Origin of the sequence: Kribbella sp. ALI-6-A (assembly GCF_001984195.1) — a bacterium.
In the GTDB taxonomy this organism is placed as follows: domain Bacteria; phylum Actinomycetota; class Actinomycetes; order Propionibacteriales; family Kribbellaceae; genus Kribbella.
This window is the reverse complement of record NZ_MTQN01000010.1, coordinates 501923-527645: the sequence shown is the minus strand read 5'-3', so window position 1 is coordinate 527645 and position 25723 is coordinate 501923. Positions and strand designations below refer to the sequence as shown.

25 protein-coding genes are annotated in these 25723 nt (G+C 70.0%); 9 read left to right on the top strand and 16 right to left on the bottom strand.

Going from position 1 to position 25723, the window contains the following annotated elements; genetic code table 11:
- Positions 1 to 30: 30 nt before the first annotated feature.
- The 3 genes from BWI15_RS16870 to mca form a co-directional block, all read right to left on the bottom strand.
- Positions 31 to 1059, bottom strand: coding sequence for a copper resistance D family protein (locus BWI15_RS16870; RefSeq protein WP_237771312.1), 1029 nt, complete (start codon positions 1057 to 1059; stop codon positions 31 to 33).
- 186 nt (positions 1060 to 1245) lie between these two features.
- Positions 1246 to 1569, bottom strand: a complete 324-nt coding sequence (locus BWI15_RS16865) for a hypothetical protein (RefSeq protein ID WP_077015355.1) — start codon at positions 1567 to 1569, stop codon at positions 1246 to 1248.
- A gap of 31 nt (positions 1570 to 1600) precedes the next feature.
- On the bottom strand, positions 1601 to 2464 hold the full coding sequence (gene mca, locus BWI15_RS16860; protein WP_077015354.1) for a mycothiol conjugate amidase Mca: 864 nt from the start codon (positions 2462 to 2464) through the stop codon (positions 1601 to 1603).
- A gap of 35 nt (positions 2465 to 2499) precedes the next feature.
- On the opposite strand from mca, the gene BWI15_RS16855 reads away from it, so the two are divergent.
- Both BWI15_RS16855 and greA read left to right on the top strand, forming a co-directional pair.
- Positions 2500 to 2919 carry a DUF4307 domain-containing protein gene (locus BWI15_RS16855; protein ID WP_077015353.1) on the top strand — a complete coding sequence of 140 codons (420 nt, stop codon included), beginning with the start codon at positions 2500 to 2502 and terminating at the stop codon, positions 2917 to 2919.
- A 231-nt stretch (positions 2920 to 3150) separates the two neighbouring features.
- On the top strand, positions 3151 to 3660 hold the full coding sequence (gene greA / locus BWI15_RS16850) for a transcription elongation factor GreA (RefSeq protein ID WP_077015352.1): 510 nt from the start codon (positions 3151 to 3153) through the stop codon (positions 3658 to 3660).
- 87 nt (positions 3661 to 3747) lie between these two features.
- On the opposite strand, the gene BWI15_RS16845 is transcribed toward greA, so the two are convergent.
- Both BWI15_RS16845 and BWI15_RS16840 read right to left on the bottom strand, forming a co-directional pair.
- Positions 3748 to 4605 carry an ABC transporter permease gene (locus BWI15_RS16845; protein WP_077015351.1) on the bottom strand — a complete coding sequence of 286 codons (858 nt, stop codon included), beginning with the start codon at positions 4603 to 4605 and terminating at the stop codon, positions 3748 to 3750.
- A 40-nt stretch (positions 4606 to 4645) separates the two neighbouring features.
- On the bottom strand, positions 4646 to 5662 hold the full coding sequence (locus BWI15_RS16840) for an ATP-binding cassette domain-containing protein (protein WP_077015350.1): 1017 nt from the start codon (positions 5660 to 5662) through the stop codon (positions 4646 to 4648).
- A 204-nt stretch (positions 5663 to 5866) separates the two neighbouring features.
- On the opposite strand from BWI15_RS16840, the gene BWI15_RS16835 reads away from it, so the two are divergent.
- Positions 5867 to 7108 (top strand): MFS transporter, encoded by a 1242-nt coding sequence (locus BWI15_RS16835; protein ID WP_077015349.1) that lies wholly within the window; start codon positions 5867 to 5869, stop codon positions 7106 to 7108.
- 184 nt (positions 7109 to 7292) lie between these two features.
- Here the strand turns inward: BWI15_RS16835 and BWI15_RS16830 are convergent, their stop codons facing one another.
- The 3 genes from BWI15_RS16830 to BWI15_RS16820 all read right to left on the bottom strand — a co-directional run bounded on the left by BWI15_RS16830 (position 7293) and on the right by BWI15_RS16820 (position 12216).
- The gene (locus BWI15_RS16830; protein ID WP_077015348.1) at positions 7293 to 8528 is read right to left on the bottom strand and encodes a hypothetical protein; all 1236 of its coding nucleotides are present in this window, start codon (positions 8526 to 8528) and stop codon (positions 7293 to 7295) included.
- A gap of 77 nt (positions 8529 to 8605) precedes the next feature.
- Entirely contained in the window at positions 8606 to 10498 is a 1893-nt protein-coding gene (locus tag BWI15_RS16825) for a serine/threonine-protein kinase (protein WP_077015347.1), read from the bottom strand.
- Between the two features lie 218 nt (positions 10499 to 10716).
- Positions 10717 to 12216, bottom strand: a complete 1500-nt coding sequence (locus BWI15_RS16820; RefSeq protein WP_143465646.1) for an MFS transporter — start codon at positions 12214 to 12216, stop codon at positions 10717 to 10719.
- 88 nt (positions 12217 to 12304) lie between these two features.
- Between BWI15_RS16820 and BWI15_RS16815 the strand changes: the two genes are divergently transcribed.
- Complete coding sequence (locus BWI15_RS16815; RefSeq protein WP_077015345.1) at positions 12305 to 12727, top strand: MarR family winged helix-turn-helix transcriptional regulator; 423 nt, start codon at positions 12305 to 12307, stop codon at positions 12725 to 12727.
- 4 nt (positions 12728 to 12731) lie between these two features.
- Here the strand turns inward: BWI15_RS16815 and BWI15_RS16810 are convergent, their stop codons facing one another.
- Genes BWI15_RS16810 through ilvA form a run of 4 tightly spaced genes read right to left on the bottom strand, consistent with a single transcriptional unit; the run spans position 12732 to position 16979 of the window.
- On the bottom strand, positions 12732 to 13538 hold the full coding sequence (locus BWI15_RS16810) for a carbohydrate ABC transporter permease (protein WP_077015344.1): 807 nt from the start codon (positions 13536 to 13538) through the stop codon (positions 12732 to 12734).
- Entirely contained in the window at positions 13535 to 14413 is an 879-nt protein-coding gene (locus BWI15_RS16805) for a carbohydrate ABC transporter permease (protein WP_077015343.1), read from the bottom strand. Before BWI15_RS16805 ends, BWI15_RS16810 begins: the two co-directional genes overlap by 4 nt.
- Complete coding sequence (locus BWI15_RS16800) at positions 14410 to 15747, bottom strand: extracellular solute-binding protein (RefSeq protein ID WP_077015342.1); 1338 nt, start codon at positions 15745 to 15747, stop codon at positions 14410 to 14412. The genes BWI15_RS16805 and BWI15_RS16800 overlap by 4 nt, the downstream gene beginning before the upstream one ends.
- A 26-nt stretch (positions 15748 to 15773) precedes the next feature.
- Positions 15774 to 16979 carry a threonine ammonia-lyase gene (ilvA, locus tag BWI15_RS16795; protein ID WP_077015341.1) on the bottom strand — a complete coding sequence of 402 codons (1206 nt, stop codon included), beginning with the start codon at positions 16977 to 16979 and terminating at the stop codon, positions 15774 to 15776.
- A gap of 112 nt (positions 16980 to 17091) precedes the next feature.
- On the opposite strand from ilvA, the gene BWI15_RS16790 reads away from it, so the two are divergent.
- Both BWI15_RS16790 and BWI15_RS16785 read left to right on the top strand, forming a co-directional pair.
- Positions 17092 to 18345 carry a phosphotransferase gene (locus BWI15_RS16790; RefSeq protein WP_083750817.1) on the top strand — a complete coding sequence of 418 codons (1254 nt, stop codon included), beginning with the start codon at positions 17092 to 17094 and terminating at the stop codon, positions 18343 to 18345.
- A 72-nt stretch (positions 18346 to 18417) separates the two neighbouring features.
- Entirely contained in the window at positions 18418 to 19362 is a 945-nt protein-coding gene (locus BWI15_RS16785; protein ID WP_237771311.1) for an aldo/keto reductase, read from the top strand.
- A 3-nt stretch (positions 19363 to 19365) separates the two neighbouring features.
- Here the strand turns inward: BWI15_RS16785 and BWI15_RS16780 are convergent, their stop codons facing one another.
- The 3 genes from BWI15_RS16780 to BWI15_RS16770 are packed head-to-tail and all read right to left on the bottom strand — an operon-like array spanning position 19366 to position 21892.
- Positions 19366 to 20163, bottom strand: a complete 798-nt coding sequence (locus BWI15_RS16780) for an ABC transporter permease (RefSeq protein WP_077015339.1) — start codon at positions 20161 to 20163, stop codon at positions 19366 to 19368.
- The gene (locus BWI15_RS16775; protein ID WP_077015338.1) at positions 20163 to 20945 is read right to left on the bottom strand and encodes an ABC transporter permease; all 783 of its coding nucleotides are present in this window, start codon (positions 20943 to 20945) and stop codon (positions 20163 to 20165) included. Before BWI15_RS16775 ends, BWI15_RS16780 begins: the two co-directional genes overlap by 1 nt.
- Positions 20945 to 21892 carry an ABC transporter ATP-binding protein gene (locus BWI15_RS16770; protein WP_077015337.1) on the bottom strand — a complete coding sequence of 316 codons (948 nt, stop codon included), beginning with the start codon at positions 21890 to 21892 and terminating at the stop codon, positions 20945 to 20947. The genes BWI15_RS16775 and BWI15_RS16770 overlap by 1 nt, the downstream gene beginning before the upstream one ends.
- 136 nt (positions 21893 to 22028) lie before the next feature.
- Between BWI15_RS16770 and BWI15_RS16765 the strand changes: the two genes are divergently transcribed.
- A complete protein-coding gene (locus tag BWI15_RS16765) occupies positions 22029 to 22631 on the top strand; it encodes a DUF642 domain-containing protein (RefSeq protein ID WP_077015336.1) in 603 nt (200 codons plus the stop codon).
- A 42-nt stretch (positions 22632 to 22673) separates the two neighbouring features.
- Here BWI15_RS16765 and BWI15_RS16760 read toward each other — a convergent pair whose 3' ends face one another.
- Positions 22674 to 23432 (bottom strand): SDR family oxidoreductase, encoded by a 759-nt coding sequence (locus tag BWI15_RS16760; RefSeq protein ID WP_077015335.1) that lies wholly within the window; start codon positions 23430 to 23432, stop codon positions 22674 to 22676.
- Between the two features lie 123 nt (positions 23433 to 23555).
- On the opposite strand from BWI15_RS16760, the gene BWI15_RS16755 reads away from it, so the two are divergent.
- Positions 23556 to 24086: a MarR family winged helix-turn-helix transcriptional regulator gene (locus BWI15_RS16755; protein WP_077015334.1), complete on the top strand. Its 531-nt coding sequence runs from the start codon at positions 23556 to 23558 to the stop codon at positions 24084 to 24086.
- A complete protein-coding gene (locus tag BWI15_RS16750; RefSeq protein ID WP_077015333.1) occupies positions 24083 to 25693 on the top strand; it encodes an MDR family MFS transporter in 1611 nt (536 codons plus the stop codon). The genes BWI15_RS16755 and BWI15_RS16750 overlap by 4 nt, the downstream gene beginning before the upstream one ends.
- The last annotated feature ends 30 nt before the right edge of the window (positions 25694 to 25723 follow it).

The following is a 25723-nucleotide window of genomic DNA, read 5'->3' as shown; positions in this document are numbered from 1 at the left end:
ACCCTCCAGCGTGCGCAGCCGTTCGGGTCGTCAAGTGGTCTGCGACAACGCGACCGACAGCCCGAGCGCAACCGCCATGATCAACAGCTCCACGGCCACCAGCCGCCAGAAGCTGGGACCGGGCTCGATCAGGTTGGTGACGATCTGGCGGCGATGAATCCAGCCACCGACGATCAGCAACGCGAAGACCACCGTCTTCGCGATCAGCAGTCCCCCGTACGGCGCTGTCGTGGCCGCGTCGACGACCTCGCCGAAGCCGCCGGCCTGGGCGGCGAGACGGCCCGCGCCACTGAGCAAACCGCTGAGCAGGACCACGATCGACGAGATCAGCGCGACCTGGCTGAAGCGTTCGAGCACGTACGGCAGGCCGTCGCGGCTGGCCCGGCCGTACCGGACGAGGCCGGCCAGGCCACCGACCCAGCTCGTCGCGGCCACCACATGCAGGACCAGGGCCGCACCCGCCAGGTCGACGTACGCCTCGTTGCGCGGGTAGGCGGTCAGGACCGGCGGAAGCAGCGCGGCGATGGCGACCAGTACGCCGAGTCCGGCTGCGGCCGCGGTCTGGACCTGGCGGATGCCGACGGCCAGTGCGACAACCAGGATGCCGGTGATCAGCAGCGCCTTGATCTCGGGCACGCCGAGCGCTTCGTCGACGCGGTAGCGCAGCAGACGGACCGGGGTGTCGAGCAAGATCGCTGACGACACGACCGCCCCGGCGAACGCCGCGACCGCCCAGATGATCGCGGCGTTGCTGGCGTCCCGCACCGCCCGCCGGCCCTGGGTGCCGAGCGGGCCGCCGTCGGTGCGGAGCAGCACGACGGCGGCGAGCAGGGCGCCGGCACAGCCGACCGTCGCCAGCGTGGAGATCAGCCGGAGGAACGGCAGCAGCCATTTGACGAACACACCCGGGCCACCGATGCCGAGCACGCCCTCGGTCGGTTCACTGCCGGACGCGAAAATCCCGATCACCAAGGCGATCGCGGCCACCACCAGCGCCGCCAGGCCACCCGCGACCAGACGTCCGGGCATCCGGTGCCGGGCGGCGCGGGTCGCGGTCACCGACCGTTCCCGCCGTGGGCGCAGTTGAACACGCGCTCACTATAGGGTGAGCTACCTCACGCTCGGGGCCAGCGACACCATCTCGTGACTCAGCCCATGACGAATCGTTGCCCTGGTGTCACCGAACGTCGCCGACCCGTTGCCTTGGGCACCGACCGCCGGCCCGGGCCGGTGGTCGACCCGGGGTCAGCGGTTGACGTCGTCCGGTGACTTGGCGGCCTTGGGCTCAGTCGTCGCCGGCTCGGCAGCGGCCGCCGAGCCAGTGTCCTTGCTCGGCTGGTCGCCGGACGGTGCTGGGCCGTCCGCAGCGTCGTCGGAGCGGGTCGGCTGCCCAGCGGTGGGATCGAAGTCGATCCGCTTCAGCTGCTTGCCCATGTTCCGCATCAGCAACGCCGTGGCGGCACCGAGCGCCAGCACGATCAGCAGGGCGACCCAGCCCGGCCGCACCGTGTTCGGGTCGATCTCGCCCGCCAGGGGTGCGGTCGTCTGAAGAAGGGTCGTCGCGGTCACCAGGCCAGTGTCTCACCGTCGCCACCCGCCGTCAGCGCAGCCCCGCGAACAGGTCGTTCTCGGGGAGCTCGGACTCGACCAGACTGCGGGCCAGTTCGTAGTCCTCGGTGGGCCAGGCCGCCTGGTGCACCTCCAGCGGCACGCTGAACCAGGACCCGTCCGGATCGATCTGGGTCGCGTGCGCCAGCAGCGCCCGGTCCCGGACCCCGAAGTACTCCGCGCACTCGACCCGGGTGGTGATCCGGCGCTCGTTCTCCGGGTCCGGCTTCCACTCCTTCAGGCGTTCGGCGTACGGCGATTCGAGGCCGCGAGCCAGCATCGCGTCGTGCAGTGCTTTCATCCGCTCGAAGTGGAAGGTGTGGTGGTAGTACAGCTTCAGCGGCTGCCACGGCTCGCCCAGCTCCGGGTAGGCGTCGGGGTCCCCGGCCGCCTCGAACGCGGCGACGCTGATCTGGTGGCACATCACGTGGTCGGGGTGCGGGTAACCGCCGTTCTCGTCGTACGTCGTGACGACCTGCGGGCGGAACTCCCGGATCAGCTTCACCAGCGGTGCGGCGGCGTCCTCCACCTTCATCAGCCCGAAGCAGCCCTCCGGCAGCGGCGGCAGCGGATCGCCCTCGGGGTAGCCCGAGTCGACCCAGCCCAGCCACTCCTGCCGGATGCCGAGGATCTCCCGGGCCGCGTCCATCTCCTTGCGGCGGATCTCGGTCATGTTCGCCAGCACGTCGGGCCGGTCCATCTTCGGGTTCAGGATCGAGCCACGTTCACCGCCGGTGCAGGTGGCCACCATCACGTCGACGCCTTCGGCCACGTACTTCGCGGTGGAGGCGGCACCTTTGCTGGACTCGTCGTCGGGGTGGGCATGGACATGCAACAGGCGAAGATCTTCGGTCACAAGACACAATGGTCCTCCAAGCCCGAGGAGAACCGTTGACCGACCCAGCCGCGACCGACCTGGACGCCCGCTACGGCCGTACGCCGCGCGGCCGCCGCCCCCTGCTGCTGATGGCGGTGATCGGCGTACTCGCGGTGGCCGCGCTGGTCTGGCTGGTCCGGGTCGCGTTCGTCCAGTCCACGCCGCCGGTGTCGTCGCGGCTGCTGGCGTTCGACATCCCCTCGGACACCACGGCCACGGCGACGATCCAGGTGGAACGGCGCAAGTCGGTCGAGGCGTCGTGCCGGCTGCAGGCCAAGGCGGCCGACTTCTCGATCGTCGGCGAGCTGACGCTGACGGTGCCGGCCGACTCCCCCCGGGAGCAGACGTTGCCGGCCAAGCTGACCACGCAGCGCGCGGCGACCTCGGTGGTGCTGATCGGCTGCACGACCGCCGACATGGCCCGCCCGCACTGATCGGCCGGGACTACGGGCGGGTACCAGAGCGTCCGGAGTACGGACCGGTATTCCATCGCGAGCGTAGGCAAGCGATTGCCTGTGGGGTGACGTCAGCGCTCGTCAAATGCTTGTGGGGGCAAAGAACTGTGGGGTTCCGGCCCTGTTCTTGCTACGCTCGGAGGATTGGTCGCCGTCGACGACGGCGGCCTTGAGTATTTCCGACCCATCCCATCGACAAAGGAGCAGCCCGTGACGCAGAACATTCAGGACAGCGTTGTCTGGCTGACACAGGATGGCTACGACCAGCTGAAGTCCGAGCTCGAGCACCTGAAGGGCCCGGCCCGCGCCGAGATCACCCAGCGGATCAGCGACGCCCGCGACGAGGGCGACCTGAAGGAGAACGGCGGCTACCACGCCGCCAAGGACGAGCAGGGCAAGATCGAGGCCCGGATCCGCCAGCTGGAAGACATGCTGCGTCGCGCCCAGGTCGGCGAGACCCCCAAGCCCGGCGGCAAGGTCGAGCCCGGCATGAAGGTGTCGATCAAGTTCGCCGGTGACGACGAGGTGGAGACCTTCCTGCTCGGCTCCCGGGAGCTGCTGGCGCTGGACGCCTCGGTCGACATCGACGTGTACTCTCCGCAGTCCCCGCTCGGTTCCGCCATTCTGGGCAAGAAGAAGGGCGAGAAGGCCACCTACGAGGCCCCGAACGGCAAGGACGTCACGGTCGAGATCGTCGCCGCGGAGCCTTTCAAGGGCTGACCGCCGAAAACGCACAAGAGTGCCCCGGTGGAAAACCACCGGGGCACTGTTGTTTTTCGCTGGTGTTGTTTTGTCCTGGTCGTGCGGTCAGTGCCCGGTCGTCCGGCGGTACTTGCGCACGGCCAGCGGCGCGAAGACACCGATGATCACCGCGCACCAGATCAGGCTGAGCCAGACCGGGTGCTGCGCCGGGAACCCGTCCGGGCTGGCGAACGGCGACGGGTTGCCGAACAGATGCCGGCACGCGGCCACGATCGAGGAGATCGGGTTCCACTCCGCGACCGGTTGCAGCGCGCTCGGCAGGTTCGGCGTCGGCACGAACGCGTTGGACAGGAAGGTCAGCGGGAACAGCCAGATCAGCCCCGCCGACGCGGCCACCTCCGGGCTGCCGACCGACAACCCGATCAGCGCGCCCACCCAGAGCATCGCGAACGCGAACAGCAGCAGGATCGCGAACGCCGCCATCGCCTGGCCGAAGCCGTTGTGCCAGCGCCAGCCGACGATGAAGCCGCAGATCACCATCACCAGCATCACGAACGCGTTGAACACCACGTCGCCGATCACCCGCCCGGCGATCACGCCCGACCGTGCCATCGGCAGCGACCGGAACCGGTCGATCAGCCCCTTCGACATGTCGTCGGCCAGCCCGACGCTGGCCGAGGCGACCGCGAAGGCCATCGTCTGGGCGAAGATCCCGGACATCAGGAACTCCCGGTAGGCGCGCGCCCCCGGGAAGCCCGGGATCGGGATCGCGTTGCCGAACACGTAGGCGAACAGCAGCACGAACATGATCGGCTGGATGGTCGCGTAGATCAGCATGTCCGGCGTCCGCGGGATCCGCTTCAGCGTCCGCCAGGCCAGGATGCCCGCGTCGGACACGGCCCGGGCGAACGGGCTCTGCTGCCCGGCCTCGGCGGGCCTGGTCGGCGTCACGTCGGTGCTCATTCCTCGATCCCCTCTCCGCGAGTCGCGGCGTACGTCGTACTCATGCGCGGCCCTTCGCGGCCGCCGAAGCGGACTCGTCGGCCCCGGTGTCGGGGTTGTCGGTGGCGTGCCCGGTCAGCGACAGGAACACGTCGTCCAGGGTCGGCCGGCGCAGACCGATGTCGGCGATCCGGATCCCGTTGGCGTCCAGCGTGCGGATCACCTCGACCAGCGCGGCCGATCCGCCCGGCGCCGGCAGCGTGACCCGCTTGCTGTGCTCGTCGAGCGAGGTCGCCTCGGGATCGGTCACGGCCAGCGCGGTCGTCAGCAGCTCGAGCGCGCGGGTGGTGTCGCCCGGCTCGTGCACGACCACCTCGATCCGCTCGCCGCCGACCTTGGCCTTGAGCTCGTCCGCGGTGCCGCGGGCGATCACCGACCCGTGGTCGACCACGGCGATGCTGTCGGCCAGCTCGTCGGCCTCTTCCAGGTACTGCGTGGTGAGCAGGATCGTGACGCCCTCACGAACCCGGTCGCGGATGATCTGCCACAGGTCGAGCCGGCTGCGCGGGTCGAGCCCGGTGGTCGGCTCGTCGAGGAACAGCACCTTCGGGTGCGCGATCAGCGATCCGGCCAGGTCGAGCCGTCGCCGCATGCCGCCGGAGTAGGTCTTGAGGATCCGGTCCGCGGCGTCGGTCAGGTCGAAGATCTCCAGCAGCTCGTCGGCCCGCTGTTTGGCCTGCTGGCTGCTCAGCCGATAGAGCCGGCCGAACATCCACAGGTTCTCCCGGCCGGTGAGCAGTTCGTCGACCGCGGCGTACTGCCCCGACAGCCCGACCAGCTGCCGGACGGTGTCGGCCTCCTTCACCACGTCGTGCCCGAGCACCCGCGCACTGCCGGCGTCGGGCGCCATCAGGGTGGTCAGCACGCGGACCGTGGTCGTCTTGCCCGCGCCGTTCGGCCCGAGCAGGCCGAGCACGGTGCCTTCGGGCACTTCCAGATCGATCCCGTCCAGCGCTTTGACCGTGTTCTTGCGCGATCTGAACGTCTTCACGAGGCCGGTCGCCTCGACAGCAGCCATCAGAGCCGCCCCCTCCTAGGTGTGATGCAGGTCATCTTGGCGGAGACCGCCGACAGATTTCGAGCCTTTTCTCGCTGGCTAAATACGTTAGCAGCTATATAAGCCCGTGCAACTATTCTGCATGAGCGTGAAGTTGAGTTCTAGAGGCTCAACTTTGTTTACATTGAGTCGACAAGGCTCAACTTCCCGGTCTACCGTCCCCGCATGGGCCGAGGAATCCTGAGTCATCCCGACTTCCGCCGGTTGTGGATCGCCGATCTGCTGAGCCAGCTCGGCGCCCGGCTGGGCATGATGGCGATCCCGCTGCTGGCAGTGCTCACGCTCGACGCGTCGACGTTCCAGGTGTCGCTGCTGCGCACCTGCGAGACCGCCGCGTGGCTGGTGCTGGGACTGTTCGCCGGGGCGTGGGTCGATCGGGTGCGCTGCCTGCCGGTGCTGGTGGCGGCGGATCTCGGGCGGGCGGTGCTGTTCGGGTCGATTCCGGTGGCGGCGGCGTTCGGCGTACTGGGGTTGCCGCAGCTGTACGTCGTACTGGCGCTGGCGGGGATGCTGACCGTGCTGTTCGACGTCGCGCACAGCTCGTATCCGCCGCGTTTGCTGTCGCCTGACCAGCTGCTGCCGGGCAACGCACGGCTCGCGGCGAACCACTCCGTGGCCGCGGTCGTCGGCGCGGGAGCCGGCGGTGTGCTCGTGCAGTGGTTGTCGGCGGCGGCGACGATCGGGCTCAACGCGGTCGGATTCCTCTGGTCAGCACTGTGGCTGCGCTCGATCCGTACGCCGGAAGCCCGGCCGCCCGCGCCCGAGCACCGCAACCTGCGGCGGGAGATCGGCGAGGGCCTGCGTTACGTCTTCCGCCATCCGCTGCTGCGGCCGCTCGTGCTCAACACGGCGACCACGATGCTCTTCCAGGCGGCCAGCTCGGCGGTGATGGTCGTGTTCCTGGTCCGCGAGGTCCACCTCTCCCCCGCCACCATCGGCCTGCTCAGCATGATCGGCCTGCTCGGCGCGATCGCCGCCTCCGCGTTCACCGAACCCCTCAGCCGCCGGCTCGGCGACGCCCGCGCGCAGCTCGTCGCGGCGATCGGCCTCGGCATCGCCATCCTCCTGCAGCCACTCACCAACCCCGGCTGGGCCCTGACCTGGTACGTCGCCTCGACGCTGCTCGCCGCGATCTGCATCATCGTCGGCTACATCCTGCAGGTCAGCACCCGCCAACGCGTCTGCCCACCCGAACTCCAGGGCCGGGTCAGCGCCACGATGTCGTTCGTCAGCTGGGGCGCGATGCCCGTCGGCAGCCTGCTCGGCGGCACCCTCGGCACGCTCTTCGGCCTCCGCCCGACCCTGTGGATCGCCGGCGCCGCGACGCTGCTGGGCACGAGCTGGCTGGTGTTCTCCCCGTTCCGCACGCTGCGGACCATTCCCGCGCCAACAACCACCGAAGCCTGAGCCGCCCGCCCCCGTTCCACTCCCCCCGGCGCCGCTCGTCCCCACTCCCGAAGGCGACTTTGAGCACCGTTCAGCCGCCGCTCGCGTGAGCCCGCGGCTGAGGGGTGCTCAAAGGCGGAGAGTGGAGGGGCGGCGAACCGTACGGCGGCGCGAAGGGGTCGGCGCTGCCGTTCGGCGTACGGGGTCAGTCGGAGGTGATCTGGGCGGTGCCGACCAGGACCTCGACGTCGAGGGCGGCTCGGCCGCGGCCGATCTCGACGTCCTTGGAGTGGCCGTTGACCGCGCCGGCCCAGGTGACCCGGCCGAGCTGGGACTCGGTGTGGACGCGGACGTCGGAACCGCGGCGCAGGTTGACCGTGGCGGCGCCGGACTCGACGCGGACGCGGGAGCGGCCCTTGGTGATCTGGGCGTCGAGGTGCGCGGAGCCGGCCTGGACGAGCAGGTCGATCGGGCCGTCGACGTCGGTCACCTTCGCCGTACCGGCCGTCACGCGGACCCGGGTGAGCCCCGGCAGGCGCTCGGCGGCGACGCTGCCGCCGGTCACCTCGACCTCGACCTCGAGCATCGGGTTGACCCGGATCGACAGCTCCCTGGCGAAGCCGTTCACGTGCGCCTTGAGGTCGGTCGGGTTGCGCAGCATGCTGAACCCGTCCAGCGACACCCCCATGTCGCCCTCGCTGTTGATCGACAGCGTGTCGCCGTCCCGCTTGATCACGTGCGGACCGTCCACCGCGACCCCGGTGATCGCCGACTCGCCGATCAGCCGCACCCGCCGGCCGACCGCCCGGATCGTCACCCGCCGTACGCCGGACGGCACCGGGACGTTGCTGTGCTCGACCTCTTCCTCCTCGGCCTCGCCGGCCGGGGCCTCGTCGACCACGCTGTCCTGTACGCCGGAGCCGCCGCCGGTCTGGTCGTTGCCGGTCGCCGCACCGGAGACGCCCGCGGCGGAACCGGTCGGGCCAGAACCGCCCGCGGCGGAGCCGGTCGGGACCGAGCCGCCCGCGGTCGAGCTAGTCGGGACCGAGCCGCTCGGCGCGGAAGCCGGACGCTCCTGGGTTTCACCCCCGGCCGCAGGCTTCGGTCCCGGGACCGCGTCGGCGGCGTCCGGGGAGTCGACGACCTCGGCCCAGACCGAAGCGGACGGTACGTCGTCCCCGGCAGGCTCCCGGTTCGCCGTTCCGGCGGAAGGCTGGTCGGTCGCCGCACCGGCCGAAGGCCGGCTGGTCGCCGTCCCGGCCGAAGGCTGGCTGCTCGCCGTACCGGTCGAAGGCTGGTTGGTGGCAGCCTGGTCGGCAACCGGAGCGGTCGGGGCGAGGGCGGCGATCAGCGTCGCGGCCTCGTCACTGGAAAGGTGGCCCTGGGCGACCCGGTCGAGGATGTCCTTGACCCGGCGGTCGTAATCGCTCTGGTTGCTCATGTGCTCCAGTCCAGCACCCGAAAGGGTTCAAACCAATAAGGGATCGCCCCCAACTGTCCCGAACCCGGCGCTGAGGGTCAGGACGCCGGCCGGAACGAGTCGGTGATCGTGCGCAACAGCGCCCGGCTGGCGTCCCACTGCGACTCGGGCGTGGACCAGTAGATCCCGTACGCCTGGTCGTCGCTGGTCACCGCTCCACGGATCAGCACGTGCTGCCGCCCGGAACGGGCCGCATAGGTGAACTCCCAGTCGGCCGCCTTGTCGAAGTAGTCGACCGCCTCGATCCGGATCCGCTGGTAGTCGGTGTACCCGCCGCGGCGCGACTGTTCCTGCTGCCGCCAGTCCGCGACCGGGTCCTCTTTCGGCTGGTCGGTCTGGTCGATCAGCAGCAGTCGCGACCCGCCCGGTTCGCGGAACGACACCTGCTGCCCGTCGCGCCCCACGGACCACCCGGCCGGCACCAGCAGCGAGAACCCGGACGAGTCGGTATGCCGCCGGAATCCAGCCGGTACGCCGGTCGCCGGCGGCTCGCTCGACGTGGTGGTGGTCGGGGGCCTGCTGGTGGTCGCGGCCGGTTTGCTCGTCGTCGGCGCGGGGGTCGCCGAGGACTTGGTCGTCGTCGTACTGGCCGACGGAGCCGGACTGCTCGAGCCGGTGGCGCGGGGCGTCGTACTCGTGCTTTGACCTGCCTGCGGCGTTTGGTTGCCGGGGTCGTCGTCGGTCGGCCGCAGTACCCAGCCGACCACGGCGCCGACCACCACCAGACAGGCCAGCACCACCAGCCCTACCCGCCGAGCAGGCGTACCGGTCTTCGTAGAGGCAGGCGCGGGTTGCGTCCAGGAGTCAGGCGCGGCCGGCGGAGCGCCGCCACCGGCCGCGGTAGCTGCTGCACCACCAGCGGCCGCACCGGTCGCGCTGTCCACGCTGAACTCGCCGGATGTACCGGGACCGGCCCCCGCCGACGGAGGGACGTTACCCGCAACTCCACCTCCAACCGCAGGCTCGGCGGCAGCAGACGCAGACGGCGTACTACCTGCGGCCGGCGCGGCGGAAATCGGCGGCACCGGAAGCACTCGCGTCCGCTGGCCACTGTCCTCCATCCCACCAGCAGCCGCGGCCGCCGGCGGGGCCGGCTGAACCGCAGCCGACCCGATCGCATGCTGCAGCAGCCGGCTCGCTTCGTCAGCGGTGAACCTCTCAGCCGGTTCTTTCCGCAGCAGACCGTCGATGGCCGGCCACAGCGGACCAGCCGACGGCGCCGGGTCAGGCGCCTCGGTGACCGCAGCCGTCAGCGTCGGAAGAGCCGCCCCGCGATCATGCGGAGGCCGCCCCTCCACCGCCGTGTACAGCGTGGCACCCAGCGACCACAGATCAGACTCCGGACCAGCACCCCGCGCCCGCACCCGCTCGGGCGCGATGAACGCCGGCGAACCCACCAGCATCCCTGTCCTGGTCAGCGTCGTTTCGCCCTCCATGCTGGCGATCCCGAAGTCGGTCAGGACCACCCGACCGTCCTCGGCGAGCAGCACGTTGCTCGGCTTCACGTCGCGGTGCAGAACCCCGGCAGCATGCGCAGCCTGCAACGCCTCCAGCACCTGCACGCCGATCAGCGCGACCTCGCGCCACGGCAGCGGGCCGTCGTCGCGGATCGCCTGGGCGAGCGTGCGGGACTTGACCAGCTCCATCACGATCCACGGCCGCCCGTCCTCCTCGACCACGTCGTACACGGTGACGACGTTCGGGTGACTCAGTCGCGCCGCCGAGCGGGCCTCACGCAGCGTCCGTTCGCGCATCACCGCCTGCTCTTCCTCGGGAAGCTCCGGCGGCAGCAGCACCTCCTTGACCGCGACCTCGCGGCCGAGCACCTCGTCGCGGGCGTGCCAGACGACGCCCATGCCGCCACGGCCGAGCGAATCGAGCAGCCGGTAGCGCTTCGCCAGCAGGCTGCCTTTCCGGATCGGGCCGGCCATCGTCAACCCACCTTTCCGGCGCGTCGGGACAACGCGTCGAGCAGGCAGCGGACCACGGTGAACTCCGATCGGGCGGGTGTCGGGATGCCTATCAAGTGCCCACCCGGCCCGAGCACAACCCACGGAACACAGCAGTGCGGGTTCCGGCGGAGTAGCCCGGGACCCGCACTGCGGCATATACCTTCAGCGGCTCCGCGCGGAGCCGGTTGCTGCCGGTATCAGACGACCGGCTCCATCTCCTCCTTGGCCAGCTCGCGCTGGACCGCCTCGAGCTCCGACGCCTCGGCGGCCTCGGCCGCGCGCCGGGCCTTGAGACCGCGCAGTCCCGTGAGCGCGATGAGCAGCCCGAGTGCCGCGATCCCGGTGACCACCGCGAGTGCCGGCTTGTACGCCGACAGCATGCCCGCCGGCGCGGTCACGCCTGCCGACTGGCCGCTGATCACCGCGGTGACGATGGCGAGCACGATCGCGCCACCGACCTGGTTGGAGGTGTTGAACAGCCCGGACGCCAGCCCCTGCTCGTGGTCCGGTACGCCGTTCGTCGCCTGGATGTTCAGCGCCGGGAACGCGATCGCGAAGCCCAGACCGATCAGCATGATGGTCGGGAAGACCGTCGCCCAGTACGCCGACTCCGGCCCGATCCGCAGCGAGAGCGCGTAGCCGACGACGAACAGCGCCATCCCGGCGACGATCATCCGCTCGGTGCCGATCCGGTCGGCCAGCTTGCCGGCGTTCGGCGACAGCGTGGCGACCAGCAGGCCGGCCGGGAGGAAGCCCAGCGCGGTCTCGAACGACGACCAGCCGAGCAGGTTCTGCAGGTAGAGCGTGCCGACCAGCTGGAACGCGACGTACGCGCCGAACACGGTCAGGATGGCCAGGTTGGCCCGCCGCAGCGAGGGCGACCGCAGGATGCCGAGCCGGACCAGGGGGTGCTTGGTCCGCTGTTCGATCAGCACGAACGCCGTCAGCAGCGCCGCCGACAGCACGAACAGGCCGATTGTCTGGACCGAGGCCCACCCGGCGTGCTCCGCGCCGACCACGGCGTACACCAGCGACAGCATGCCGGCCGTCACGGTGATCGCGCCGGGCACGTCGTAGCCGCCGGCGGTGTCGTCGCGCGGGCTGTTCGGGATCAGCTTGAGCGCGAACAGGAACACGATCAGCGCGACCGGGCCGGGCATCAGGAAGGTCCAGCGCCAGCCGACCTCGGTCAGCGCGCCGCCCAGGATCAGGCCCATCGAGAAGCCGCTGGCGGCGCAGGTGGTGAAGATGCTGAGGGCGCGGTTGCGGTCCGGGCCCTCGTGGAAGGTGGTGGTGATGATCGAGAGCGCGGCCGGCGCGGTGAACGCCGCGGCGACGCCCTTCACGAACCGCGCGCCGATGAGCAGTTCGGGGTTGGTGGCCAGGGAGCTCAGCATCGAGACGACGCCGAAGACGGCCAGCGCGACCAGGAAGACCCGGCGGCGGCCGAGCAGGTCGGCGGTCCGGCCACCGAGCAGCAGCAGTCCGCCGTACCCGAGCACGTAGCCGGTGACGACCCACTGCAGCGAGGAGAGCGAAACGCCGAGGTCGGCGCCGATCGCGGGCAGGGACATGCCGACCATGGACACGTCCAGGCCGTCGAGGAAGATCACGCCGCAGACGACCAGGAGGGCGCCCCACAGGCGGGCGTCCCAGGTCATCCGGGCCGGTGCTGGTGTGTGCGTTGTCTGTGTCACAAGCACAGAGCTTTGCATGCACGTGCATCTAATGTCTAGGCATTAATTGCAGTTGCATTGAATGCGCGTGCATGATAACGTCGCCGCCATGACCGAGACGAAGGTCAGCGCTGGTCCTGGTGAGACCACCGCCGATGTCCGAGAGTGGCGCGAGCTGCTCGCCCGGCACGCGGATCTGAGCTGCGCGCTCGACCGTGAGCTGCAGGCGGGCCATGCCCTGGGCATGAGTGAGTACGAGGTGCTGGAGCGCCTGGCCGAGCTGCCGGAGCAGTCCGCCAAGGTCCAGACCATCGCCAAGTCGGTGCACCTGAGCCAGAGCGCGCTGTCCCGCGTGATCGGCCGGCTGGAGACCGCCGGGCTGGTCGAGCGGCTGATGTGCTCCGAGGACCGGCGCGCGATCAACGTCCGGCTGACCGCCGAAGGGCTCAGCCGCCAGACGGAGGCGCAGCCGACCCAGCGCCGGGTCCTCGCCGAGCGGCTGCACGCTCCGCTGCTCAAGTCCTGCGAGTAACCAACTACTCCCGTACGGCGCCTTCCAGCATGCCGGCGATGAAGTGCCGCTGCAGGAACGCGTAGACCAGCACGACCGGCAGCCCGACAATCACCGCGCCCGCGGCCAGCAGCGTGAAGCCCGACGTGTACTGGCCGGAGAAGAACGCGAGCCCGAGCGGCGCCGTGCGCAGCGACTCGCTCGTCACCATCACCAGCGGGATCAGGAACTCGTTCCACGTCCACATGAACACCAGCACGATCAGCGTCACCAGCGCCGGGCGGGCCGGCGGGACCAGGACCTGCCACAGCGTGCGCCAGTGCCCGGCCCCGTCGAGCCGCGCCGCCTCGACCAGTGACCGGCTCGACGACCGGAAGTAGGCCCGCATCCAGAAGGTGCCGAAGGCAACGGATTGGGCGACCTGCGGCAACGCCACCGCCCAGTACGTGTCGGTCAGGCCGAGCGTGCGCAGGTCGAAGTACAGCGGGACGACGATCGCCTCGGTCGGCATCATGATGCCCAGCAGGAACAGGTAGAACAGCACGCCCGCGCCCCGGAACCGCATCGTGCCGAACGCGTACCCGCTCAGGATCGACAGCAGCACGCTGGCGACGACCACGGACACCGAGACCAGCAGGCTCATCCGCAGGTACGTGCCGAAGTGCCCGATCTCCCACGCCTTGCCGAAGTTGCCCAGCCCGCTGGACCCGCTGCCCCCGTCGTCCGGCCCGAGCGCCGCGACGACGATCGACACGATCGGCGCCAGCGCGAAGCACCCGAACACGATCAGCAGCAGGTAGTTGCCGAACCGCTCGGCCGCCGGCGCCCTCACGCCGTACCCCGATCGGCGATCCGGTTGACGCCGAGCGTGATCACGAAGATCAGCACGGTCAGGCAGACCCCGATCGCGGCCGCCGAGCCGACCTGCCCGAGCTCGAACGCCCGGTGGTACACCTCGTACGACGGAACGCTGGTCGAGTTGCCCGGTCCGCCGCTGGTGGTCACGTAGACCAGGTCGAAGGTGCGCAGCGCGGCGATCACGGTCAAGGTCACCGCGACCGCGATCTCGCCCCGGACGGCAGGCAGCACGACCGCGAAGAACTCGGCCACCGACCCGGCACCGTCCAGCCGGGCGGCCTCGTACCGCTCACGCGGAATCCGCGCCATGCCGGCCAGCAACAGCACGGTGACCAGGCCGGTCTCGAACCACGTCCCGATCACCCCGACGGCCGGCAGCGCGAACGTGTAGTCCCCGAGCCAACCGCGGGCGAGACCGTCCAGGCCCACCGCCCGCAGTACGTCGTTCAGCGGTCCGTCCGGCGCGTAGATGTGGCGCCAGGCAACGGCCACCACGACCATCGCGACCACCTGCGGCAGGAAGACGACGGTCCGGAAGAACGCCAGGCCGCGCACCCGGGCGCGCTGCAGCACCGACGCGAGCGCGAGCCCGATCACGACCGGAAGCACCGAGTAGAAGACGATCAGCACCAGCGCGTGCCCGAACGCCGCCCGCAGGCCGGCGTCGGCGACCACGTCGGCGTAGTTGCTCAGGCCGACGAACTTGCCGAGCGAGATGCCGTCCCACTCGAACAGCGACAGGTGCACGGCCCGGCCCAGCGGGTAGAGCAGGAACAGTCCGTAGACGACCAGGGCCGGCAGGAGGTAGAGGTACCCGATCTTGCGGGGCTCGCCGGGCGGTGAACTCACTTGCCGGCGAATTTGCTGTAGTCGGCCTCCAGCTTGTCCAGGAACTGCTCCGGCGTCGCCTTCTTGGCCATCAGGTCCTGCAGCGCCGCGCCGAGCGTGTCGTACATCGTCGGCGTCGCGTAGTCCAGGTACGGCACCAGGCCCTCCTGGTCGACCGCCGTACCGAAGGCGGCGAAGACGTCCTTGGCCAGCCCGGCCGGCGCCTGCTGCTTGCCGGTGTCGGCGATCGGCAGGTTACCGGTGGCGGTGAGCACCTTCATCGCGTCCGGGCTGGTGATGAAGTTGATGTACGCCGCGGCGGCGTCCTTGTTCTTCGCCTTGTTCGTCATCGCGAACGGCAGACCGGTGCCACCGGTGACGACCGGCTTGGCGTTCGCGTCGGGGCCGGGCGGCAGCATGAAGCCGACCTTGGTGCCGAGCGCCTTCTGCAGGTCGGCCTGCAACCAGGTGCCGGCGATCAGGAAGACGCCGCTGCCCTTGCCGAAGGCCTGCCAGGCCGGGTCGTAGCCCTGACCGTTGAAGCCGGAGTTGAAGTAGCCCTTGTCCACCCAGGAGACCAGGTTCTCGGCGGCCTTGGTGTTCTCCGGCGTCTTCCAGGACGCGCCGGAGCGGCCGAAGGCGAGCGTGGTGATCTGGTCGGCCGGCGTCGCCTTGTCCTGCACGGTGCCGAAGACGTGGATGGCCGGCCACTTGTCCAGGTTGCCGAGCTGCATCGGGACCTCACCGGCGGCCTTCGCCTTGGCCAGCGCGTCCTCGAACTCCGCCCAGGTGGTCGGCGGCTGCACACCGAGCTTGGTCAGCTTCTCCTTGTTGTAGTAGAGGCCCACCACCTCACCGACCTGCGGCAGCCCGTAGAGGTTGCCCTCGCCGAACGTCTTGCCGTCGGCGGAGTAGCGCGAGTACTGCAACACCGACGCCGGGTAGCGGCTGCCCCAGTCGTAGGCCTTGGCCCACTCGTCCAGCGGGACGAGCTGACCGGCCTTGACGAACTCGCCCATGTCGGAGCGACCGTTGTTGGCCTGGACGACGTCCGGGGCGTCGTTGCCGGACAGCGCGAGCCGCAGCGTGGTCTTCAGGTCGTCGAACGACCGGGACACGCGCTTCAGCTTGATGTTCGGGTACTTCGCCTCGAACTGCTTGTTCAGCTCGGCCATCTGCGCCGCCTGACCGCCCCGGACCTCCTGGTCCCACACGGTCAGGGTGACGTCGCCCAGCGAGGCCGCGTCGGTCTTCACCGAGCTCGGCGCGCTCGCGCCGCCCTCCGGGGTGTCCGACCCCGGCGTACAGGCGGTGGTCAACAACAAAGCTGCTGCCGCTAGGGCGACGACCTTCACTTGGGGGCTCCTCGGTTCAGTGTCGATCAGTTCAGCGTGTAGGTGTATCCGTGGCTGCTCAGGCTGTTCAATACCCGCATCCGGTGTTCCTCACCCCGGGTCTCCAGCTGCAGCGCGACCTCGACCTCGTCCAGGTCGAGGGTCTCGGAGATGCGTTCGTGCAGCACCTCGATGATGTTGGCCTCCACCTCGGCGAGCCGGGTCAGCAGCGTAGCCAGACCACCCGGGGTGTCCGGGATGCGCACCCGGAGCGAGAGGTACCGGTTGGCCGCGGCCATGCCGTGCCGCAGCACGCGCATCAGCAGCACCGGGTCGATGTTGCCACCCGACAGCACCACGACCACCGGCGGCTTGAACCGCAACGGATCGTCCAGTACGGCGGCGACCGCGGCCGCACCAGCCGGCTCGACCACCAGCTTCGCGCGTTCCAGCACCAGCAAGAGGGCCTTCGACAACGAGTCCTCGCCGACCGTGAGCACCTCGTCGACGTAGGCCTGGATCGCCGCGAACGGCACCTGGCCCGGCAGCCCGACCGCGATCCCGTCGGCCATCGTGCTCATCCGCTCCAGCGCGACCGGCGCCCCCGCCGCCAGCGAGGCCGGGTACGCCGCGGCGCCCTTGGCCTGGACGCCGACCACGCTGATCGGGATCCCGTCGCGCTGCATCGCGGTCGCGATCCCGGCGACCAGTCCGCCACCACCGGTCGGTACGACGACGGTCCGGACCTGCGGGCACTGCTCGACGATTTCCAGCCCGGCGGTCGCCTGTCCGGCGACGATGTCCGGGTGGTCGAACGGGTGGATCAGGATCGCCCCGGTCTCGGCCTCGAACTCCCGCGCCGCGCGCAGGCAGTCGTCGATCGACGTGCCGACGAACCGGACGTCCGCGCCGTACGCGCGGGTCGCCTTCTCCTTCGGGATCGGCGCGCCGTGCGGCATGAACACGGTCGACTTGATCCCGAGCAGCTGCGCGGCCAGCGCGACCCCCTGCGCGTGGTTGCCGGCGCTGGCCGCGACCACGCCGCGCGCCTTCTCCCGCTTCGACAGCCGCGCCATCCGCACGTACGCGCCGCGCAACTTGAACGACCCGGTCCGCTGCAGGTTCTCGCACTTCAGGAAGACGTCCCCGCCGACCAGGTCGCTCAACCACCGCGAGTACTCCAACGGCGTCGGCGCCACGACGTCGTGCAGGAGGTCGGCTGCCCGGGCGATCTCCGCCGCACTGATGCTCACCAGCCCACACTAAAGCCGTTCGGCGGCTGTGCGCCGCCATTGGCGGCTCGAAGGGTCGCTTTCGGATATTCGATACACCTCCGGTGCCCTGGGCACCTACGATGCGGGCCTGATGACAGCGACGGCTGTGGTGATCCGCCCGGAGGACCAGGCGGTGCTGGTGCTGCCCTCGGGCCTGCCCCGGGTGGAGGCGGCGCAGAAGCTGTGGTTCCACCAGGTCGGCGTGGTGCTGCGGGCCTTTCGTGAGCAGCTCGGGATCGAGGCGTACGTGCTGCAGTGCCTCGGCGCCGAGCCGAACTACCTGATGACCTGCGTGGGCGACGTACCGGCCGAGGCGCGGTGGGTCCAGGACTTCGACCATCCATTGGTCGACGCAGCGCGTGAGCACCTCGCTCTCCCGCCGGACGCACCGCTCACCCCCGCCTGGACGCGACCGGACTGGTACGCCGGGGCGCTGGCCTGGATCGACCGGCACGTCGAGCGCACCGGAGTTCCGGCGCAGGTCCGGTCGTGGGGGTTGTCCAACGTCCTGCGGGTGCCGACCACCACCGGCGACGTGTACTTCAAGGCCTTGGCCCATCGCAGCACCGTCGTGCTGGATCGGGCGGACGCGGCACCGCTGTTGTTCGCGCACGAACCGCAGTTGCTCGACCGCCTCTCGACCGAGCGGCCCGGCCAGGTGGTCCGGCCGATCGCCGTCGACCAGGACCGGGTCTGGATGCTGCTGCCCGACCTCGGGATGCCGCTCGCCCAGCAGGCCGGCGCCGGGTTGTGGATCGACACGCTGAGGTCGCACGCCCGGTTGCAACGCAGCTTCACCGACTCCCCCGGCGACCTGCTCGCGATGAGCTGCTTCGACCGCGGGCTCGGGCGCCTCGCCGGCGAGCTCGAGCGAGTGCTCGGCTCGAACGAACTCACCACCCAACTCACCGGCGAAGAACGCGACCGGCTCTCCAGCCGAGAACCCGAACTGCGGGAGGCCGTTGCCGAGCTGGCGTCGATCGGCGTACCGGAGACGCTGCTGCACGGAGACCTGCACCCCGGCAACGTCGGCGTACGGGACGAGCGCACCTTCGCTTTCGACTGGACGGATGCGGCGGTGTCCCATCCGTTCCTCGACCTGGTCACGTTCGTGGAGGAGGGCAACCTGTTGTCCGGCAGCCAGGCACTGAAAGACGCCTACCTCGGCGTCTGGCAGGACTTCGCGCCGCTTCCCGCGCTGCGTCACGGTCTCGACCTGGCGGCCCGGGTCGGCTCGCTCTACCAGGCCGTCACCTATCTCCATCTGGTCGACAACCTCGCCGGTCCGAGCCGGGACTCGATGGCCAACGGCGGCGTCGGGTGGCTGCGCAACCTGGTCGGCTGACACGTCGGCTCCTTCGACGGCTCGGCTCGCGTGCCGCACCGACGAGACCGCTGACCGGTTAGCGTGGTCGTCATGACTCTGCAGAAGCGTCCGCTCGGCGACTCCGGTATCGACGTCAGCACGATCGGCCTGGGGGCGTGGCAGCTCGGGCGGTCGGCCAGCTGGCCGACCGGGCCGGAGCCGGACGAGGCGGTTCGGATCGTGCACGCCGCGGTGGATGCCGGGGTCAACTTCATCGACACCGCCCCGGCGTACGCCGCCGGGCAGAGCGAACTCAACGTGGGCACCGCGCTGCAGAGCGTGCCCCGCGAGCAGGTGGTGCTCTGCACCAAGGTCGGCCCGACGCACGACGGCCGCACCGACTGGTCGGTCGACGCGATCGCCTCGTCCGTCGAGGGCAGCGCCCGGCGGATGGCGGTGGACCACATCGACGTCGTCGTACTGCACAGTCCGCCGCCGGAGGTGCTGACCAGCGCCGAGCACTACGCGGCGCTGGAAGCCCTGCGGGACAAGGGCCTGATCCGTGCCTTCGGCGCCTCGGTCGACTGGGACCAGGACGTTCGTACCGTGCTGACCACCACCGCGTCCCAGGCGATCGAGGTCCGGATGTCGGCGCTCTTCCAGGAGACCTGGCCGGGCGTCTCCGAAGCTCCCGCGCACGGCGCCGGCGTCATCGTCAAGGTCCCGCTGGAATCGGGCTGGCTGTCCGGCCGGTACGACGCGAGCAGCACCTTCGACGACGTCCGGTCCCGCTGGTCCGCCGAGGACGTCGCGCTGCGCGCCGGTCTGGTCGACGAGTTGCGCGCTCTGCTCCCGCCGGGCGTGAGCCTGGTCGACGCCGCCGTCCAGTTCCTGCTCGCGAACGACGGCGTGTCCACGGTTATCCCCGGCACCCGGTCGATCGAGCACCTGCAGACCAGCATCGCCGCGGCCGCCGAGCCCTTGCCGGCCGCAACGATCGCGGCCATCCGCAGCTGGTACGCCGACCGCCTGGGCGACCAGCACCTCGACTGGTAGGGCCTACTTCAGCAGCAGTGCGCCCAGCCGGCGCGAAGCGACATACATGCCGGCGGTGCCCATCGCGGCGAGGTAGAGCGCGTTGATCAGCAGGGTCCAGCTGACGGTGCCGGTGGTCAGCGCGCGTTCGAGCGCGACGCCCTGGTAGAGCGGCGTGATCTCGACCAGCCAGCGGATCGCGCCGGGGTAGGTCTCGATCGGGTAGAACGTCGCCGAGAACAGGAACATCGGCATCGTCGCCAGCTGGACGAACTCGAAGTCCTGCCAGCTGCGCATGAACGTCGTCATCGCCATGCCCGCGCCGGCGAACGCGAACCCGATCAGCACCGAGGCCGGCAGCGCGAGCAGCGCCCACCACGACTCGACCAGCCCCATCACCAGCATCACCACGAGGAACACCGCCGAGTAGCAGGCACCGCGCAGCAACGCCCACGTCACCTCGCCGGTCGCGACGTCCCACGGCCGCAGCGGCGTGGCCAGCATCGAGTCGTACAGCTTGGCGTACTTCATCCGGAAGAAGATGTTGTACGTCGAGTCGAAGACCGCGCCGTTCATCGCCGAGCTGGCCAGCATCGCCGGCGCGACGAACGCGGCGTAACCGATCGCCGTCCCGTCGGCCAGGTGGAAGTCGCCGACCAACTGGGCGACGCCGACGCCGATCGACAGCAGGTAGAAGACCGGCTCGAAGAAGCCGGAGACGAACACGATCCAGGCGTGCCGGTAGACCAGGAAGTTGCGCTCGACCAGGTGCCGGCCGTTGCCGAGCGGGAGCGGCAGCACGCGCGCGGTGAGAGTCGCCATCAGCTGATCAACCTCCGGGTCAGGCCGCGGACCGCGAACCACGTACCGACAACGAACCAGGCGGCCAGGTAGGCCAGGTTTCCGAGGGCGGCCAGCGGGTCGACCGTGCCCAGGCTCAGGTCCCGCGACAGCTCGACGCCGTGCCACAGCGGGCTCAGGTAGGCCAGCCACTCGATCCAGTTGGGCAGCTGGGAGACCGGGAAGAACGCGCCGGAGAACAGGAACGCCGGGATCACGCCGAACCGGAAGATCATCGCGAAGCCGGAGTCGTTGTCGAGCCGGGTGGCGACCGCGCAGACCGGTGCGGACGCGGCCATCCCGACCAGCAGCGCGACCGGCAGACCGAACAGTCCCCACGGCGTGGCCAGCCCACCGAACAGCGCGATCACCAGCAGGAACACCGCGCAGGTGGTCAGCACCCGGAACGCGACGAAGGCCAGCTGCCCGTACATCACGTCGGCCGGCCGCAGCGGCGTCGCGATCATCGAGAAGTAGAACTTCTGCCACTTGATCCCACCCAGCACCGGGTACGTCGACTCGCCGACCGCGATCTGCAGCGCGGTCGCGGCGAGCAGGCCGGGCGCGATGAACTGCAGGTAGCTGATCCCGCCGAGCGCGCCGGTGCCGGTGCCGTCGACGAACGAGCCGAGACCGATGCCCATCGCGGCCAAGTAGAGCAGCGGTAGCAGGAAACTGCTGACCAGGCTGCCCTTCCAGGTGCGTTTGTAGACCGTCGCCCAGTAGTCGAACTGGCGGCGGCCGTTCTCCAGGACGACGCTCATCAGTCGACCAGCGTCCGTCCGGTCAGCCGCAGGAACACATCCTCCAGCGTCGACCGCCGGACCAGTACGGCGGCCGGCTGCAGCCCGCGCTCGTGCACCGCGGCGACCGCGCGCTCACCGTCGTCGGTGTAGAGCAGCAGCCGGTCGGGCAGCACCTCGATCCGCTGGGCCAGGTCCTCGACCTTGCCGGCCAGCGCGTCGTGGTCGGTCGACATCACCTCGGGCCCGAACCGCAGCTCGGTCACCTCGCGGGTCGAGTAGTCCCGGATCAGCTCGTACGGCGAACCCTCGGCGGCGATCAGCCCGCCGTCCATCACCACCAGCCGGTCGCACAGCTGCTCGGCCTCGTCCATGTAGTGGGTGGTGATGATCAGCGTGACCCCGGCCTGCTTGAGCCGGAACAGCTTGTCCCACAGCAGATGCCGCGCCTGCGGGTCGAGCCCGGTCGTCGGCTCGTCGAGCAGCAGCAGGTCGGGCTTGCTGACCAGCGACCGCGCGATCGTCAGCCGCCGCTTCATCCCGCCGGACAGTTCGTCGACCTTGACCTTGGCCTTGTCGGTGAGCGCGACGAACTCCAGCAGCTCCGCGGCCCTGGCCCGGCACTCGGCCCGCGACAGCCCGAAGTACCGGCCGTAGACGGTCAGGTTCTCCTGGACCGAGAGCTCGGTGTCGAGCGTGTCGTCCTGCGGGCAGACCCCGAGCCGCGCGCGGATCGCCGGCCCGTCGGTCGCCGGGTCCATCCCGAGGATCCGCAGCGTCCCGCCGCTCACCGGCGACACCGCGCCGATCATCCGCATCGTCGAGGACTTGCCCGCGCCGTTCGGCCCGAGGAACCCGAAGGCCTCCCCGCGCCGGACGTCCAGGTCGATCCCGCGCACCGCCTCGAAGGCGCCGTACGCCTTGGTCAGTCCACGCGCATGGACGAGGGACTCCCGCTGCTCACTCACCTTCCAGACCCTAGACGCATCCACCGACAGACCTCTTGTCGTTTTGACCCACGCCGTCGAATCGCGCCGACTGCGGAGAGTGACTCTAGGCTGACAGACAGGACCCGTCCGTCCGTCTGCCTGGGGAGGCCCCGCCATGCCGAAGTTCCGCCGTACGACGTTGTTGCTCGCCCTGTCCACCGCGCTCGTCGCACTGACCGCGTCGCCGGCCTCGGCCGCGCCGGTCTTCGCCAACGGCTTCGAGGACCCGGCGCTGGGCGTCGAGTTCCACGACTACGTCGCCGGGCAGCAGTTCGGCGGCTGGACGGTGACGTCCGGCAGCGTCGACCTCACCACCGACTGGCAGGACGCCGAGGGACGGCAGTCACTCGATCTCAACGGCTCCAACGACGGGTCCGTCGCCCGGACACTGCCGGCGACGTTGCTCACGACGTACAAGGTGACGTTCGCGGTCGCGGGCAACCCCGAAGGCGGGCCGGTCGTGAAGAGCGGCAACGTCAAGGTCAACGGCCAGCAGGTGGACACGTTCACCTTCAGCGTCGCCGGCAAGAACAACTGGAACATGGGCTGGGTGTACCGCAGCTTCTACTTCACCAATCTGCTGTCCAATTCCTCGGTGCTGGAGTTCGCCGGGACCACCGGGTCCGCCTGGGGCGCGGTGATCGACGACGTCAAGGTGGAGAGCTGCCTGCTGATCATCTGCCCGGCCTCGGCGTCCACGGTCAACCGGATCGGCTGACCCACCCAGAGCCCGTACGCCGGCCGGCCGGCGTACGGGCTGCTACCCGCGGCCGACGTACGGCATCCCGGCCGCCATCACGGTCAAGCTCGGCACGGCGACCGAGGTCGGCAGCAGCGCGACCCGGGCGACGAAGTCGGCGACGATCTTCGGGTCGAAGGTCGGCTCGATCGCGGTCGAGCCGTCCGGCTGCAGCACGCCCTGCTCCATCCGTTCGGTCATCGCGGTCGCCGCGTTGCCGATGTCGATCTGGCCGGCGGTGATGCCGTGCGGCCGGCCCTCGAGCTCCAGGCCCTTGGTCAGCCCGGTGATCGCATGCTTGGACGCGGTGTAGGCGATCGCGTGCGGCCGCGGCACGTGCGCCGACAGCGAGCCGTTGTTGATGATCCGGCCGCCCTTCGGGTCCTGGCTCAGCATCAGCGCGAACGCCGCCTGCGCGCACAGGAACGAACCGGTCAGGTTGGTGTCGACGACCGCGCGCCAGTCCTGCTCGCCGACCTGCTCGATCGGCGCGGCCGTCATACCGGTGCCCGCGTTGTTGACCAGGACGTCGATCCGGGGCAGCCCGGCGAAGAACTCGCGCACGGCCGCGCCGTCGGTGACGTCGAGCACCGCGGCCCGCACCCCGCCCACCCCGGCGTCCCCGACGGCGTCGACCTGTTCGGCGGCCTGTGCGGTCTCCCGCAGCTTCGCCTCGGTCCGCCCGGTCACCGTCACCTGGAACCCGGCGGCCGCGAGGGCGAGCGCCATCTCCCGCCCGAGCCCGGTCCCGCCACCCGTCACGACCGCGAACTTCTGCATCCAGAACCCCCATCTCCGACGCTGTGTGACCGCCACACTACGGGCGGTAAATCACTGGCAACCTGAGAGACATCCTAGGAAACTCATTTGCATGTATCACGCAAGCATGTATATGCTTGCACCATGCATGTAAATGACCGGTACGTTCCGCAGACCCCTGTCGAGGGGGTTCTGCACGCGTTCACCCGGATCGGGCGGCGGCTGAAGGCCAAGCAGCCCGGTGACACCCTCGACCAGAGCGCCCACCTGGTGCTCTTCGTCCTGCGGTGCAACGGCGCCCTGCGGCTGTCCGACCTGGCGAACAAGATGGAGATCGACGCCTCCACCGCCAGCCGGCACGTGCGGTCCCTGGAGCAGGCGGGCCTGGTCCAGCGCTCCGTCGACCCCGACGACGGCCGCGCCTTCCGGGTCGAGCTGACCGAGCAGGGCACCGCCGAGTGGGAGAAGAACGCCAAGCGCCGGATGGCGCTGCTCACCCAGGCGATGGAGGGCTGGTCCGAGCAGGACATCAAGACCTTCGAGGGGCTGATGACGCGGTTCGCCGACGGCGTCGCCAACCTCACCGACGCGCGCGACGACAAGGCCTGGGCCGACAAGGGCTGGGCCGCCGCGGCGCGACTGAACACCGAACAGAACGTGGAGAGCACCAGATGAGCACCACCGAGCCCGCCGTCGCCGGCGGAGCCCCGCCCGATCCGAACGCCCCGAGCTACCTGTCCCACAAGCAGATCATGGTTGTGCTCGGCGGCCTGATGGCCGGCATGTTCCTGGCCGCGCTCGACCAGAGCATCGTCGGTACGGCGCTGCCGCAGATCGTCAGCGAGTTCAACAGCCTGGACAAGCTGTCCTGGGTGGTCACCGCCTACCTGCTGACCTCGACCGCCTCGACCCCGCTGTGGGGCAAGATCTCCGACCTGTACGGCCGCCGCCCGCTGTTCATCGCGGCGATCCTCACCTTCCTGGCCGGCTCGGTGCTGGCCGCCCTCGCGCAGAACATCGAGGAGCTGATCGGCTTCCGCGCCGTCCAGGGCCTCGGCGCCGGCGGTTTGCTGTCGCTGGCCTTCGCCACCATCGGTGACGTGATCCCGCCGCGCGAGCGCGGCAAGTACATGGGCTGGTTCGGGGCCGTCTTCGGCCTGTCCTCGGTGGCCGGCCCGCTGCTCGGCGGTCTGCTCACCGACGGTCCCGGCTGGCGCTGGATCTTCTGGATCAACCTTCCGATCGGCGCGGTCGCACTCGGCGTCGTCGCGGCGGTGCTCAAGCTGCCGCACGTCCGGCGCAGCCACAAGATCGACTACCTCGGCGCCGCCATCGTCACCGCCGCCGTCACCTCGCTGCTGCTGGCCGTCTCCTGGAGCGGCCCGGACAACGGCTGGGGTTCGGCCACCACGATCGGTCTGCTGGTCGCCGCGGTCGTGCTCGCCGTCGCCTTCGTCCTCGTCGAGCTGCGGGTCTCCGAGCCGATCATCCCGATGGACCTGTTCAAGGGCCGGATCTTCGCCGGGTACGCCGGATACACGTTCCTGCTCGGCTTCGCGATGTTCGGCGCGCTGATCTTCCTGCCGCTGTACCTGCAGGCGGTCAAGGACCTGTCGCCGACCCGGTCCGGACTGGCCCTGCTGCCGATGATCTTCGGCATCTTCAGCGCCTCGATCCCGAGCGGCCAGCTGATGAGCCGGACCGGCCGCTACAAGATCTACCCGATCATCTCCGCGGTCCTGGTCGGCGGCGCGATGGTGATGCTGTCCACGCTGAGCTTGAGCACGCCGTACTGGCAGCTGGCGATCTACATGTTCGTGATGGGCTCCGGGCTGGGTCTGTCGATGCAGATCACCGTCACCGCCGCGCAGAACAGCGTGCCCCGCAAGCACATGGGCACCGCGACCTCGACGATGACGTTCTTCCGCTCGATGGGTGGCGCGATCGGCACGGCCGTGTACGGCGCGGTGCTGACCAGCCGGCTGACCGAGCACCTGGGCGACATCGTCCCGAGTTCCGCGCAGAACATGGTCGGCACGCTGGCCAAGGCGGCCAACAGCGTCGACGCGCTGCACGCCCTCAAGGAACCGATGCAGGGCTGGGCGCTGCTCGGCCTGGTCGAGGCGATGGGCGACGTGTTCCTGGTCTCCCTGCCGTTCCTGGTGATCGCCCTGGTGCTGGCGATCATCACGCCCGAGCAGCGTCTGGCCGGACGCGACGACGCCCCCAAGGACGGCGAGGAGCCGAACCTGGAGACCTCCGCGGCCGCCGCGATGCACTGATCCACACGACCTGACAGCCGCCCCCGGGGA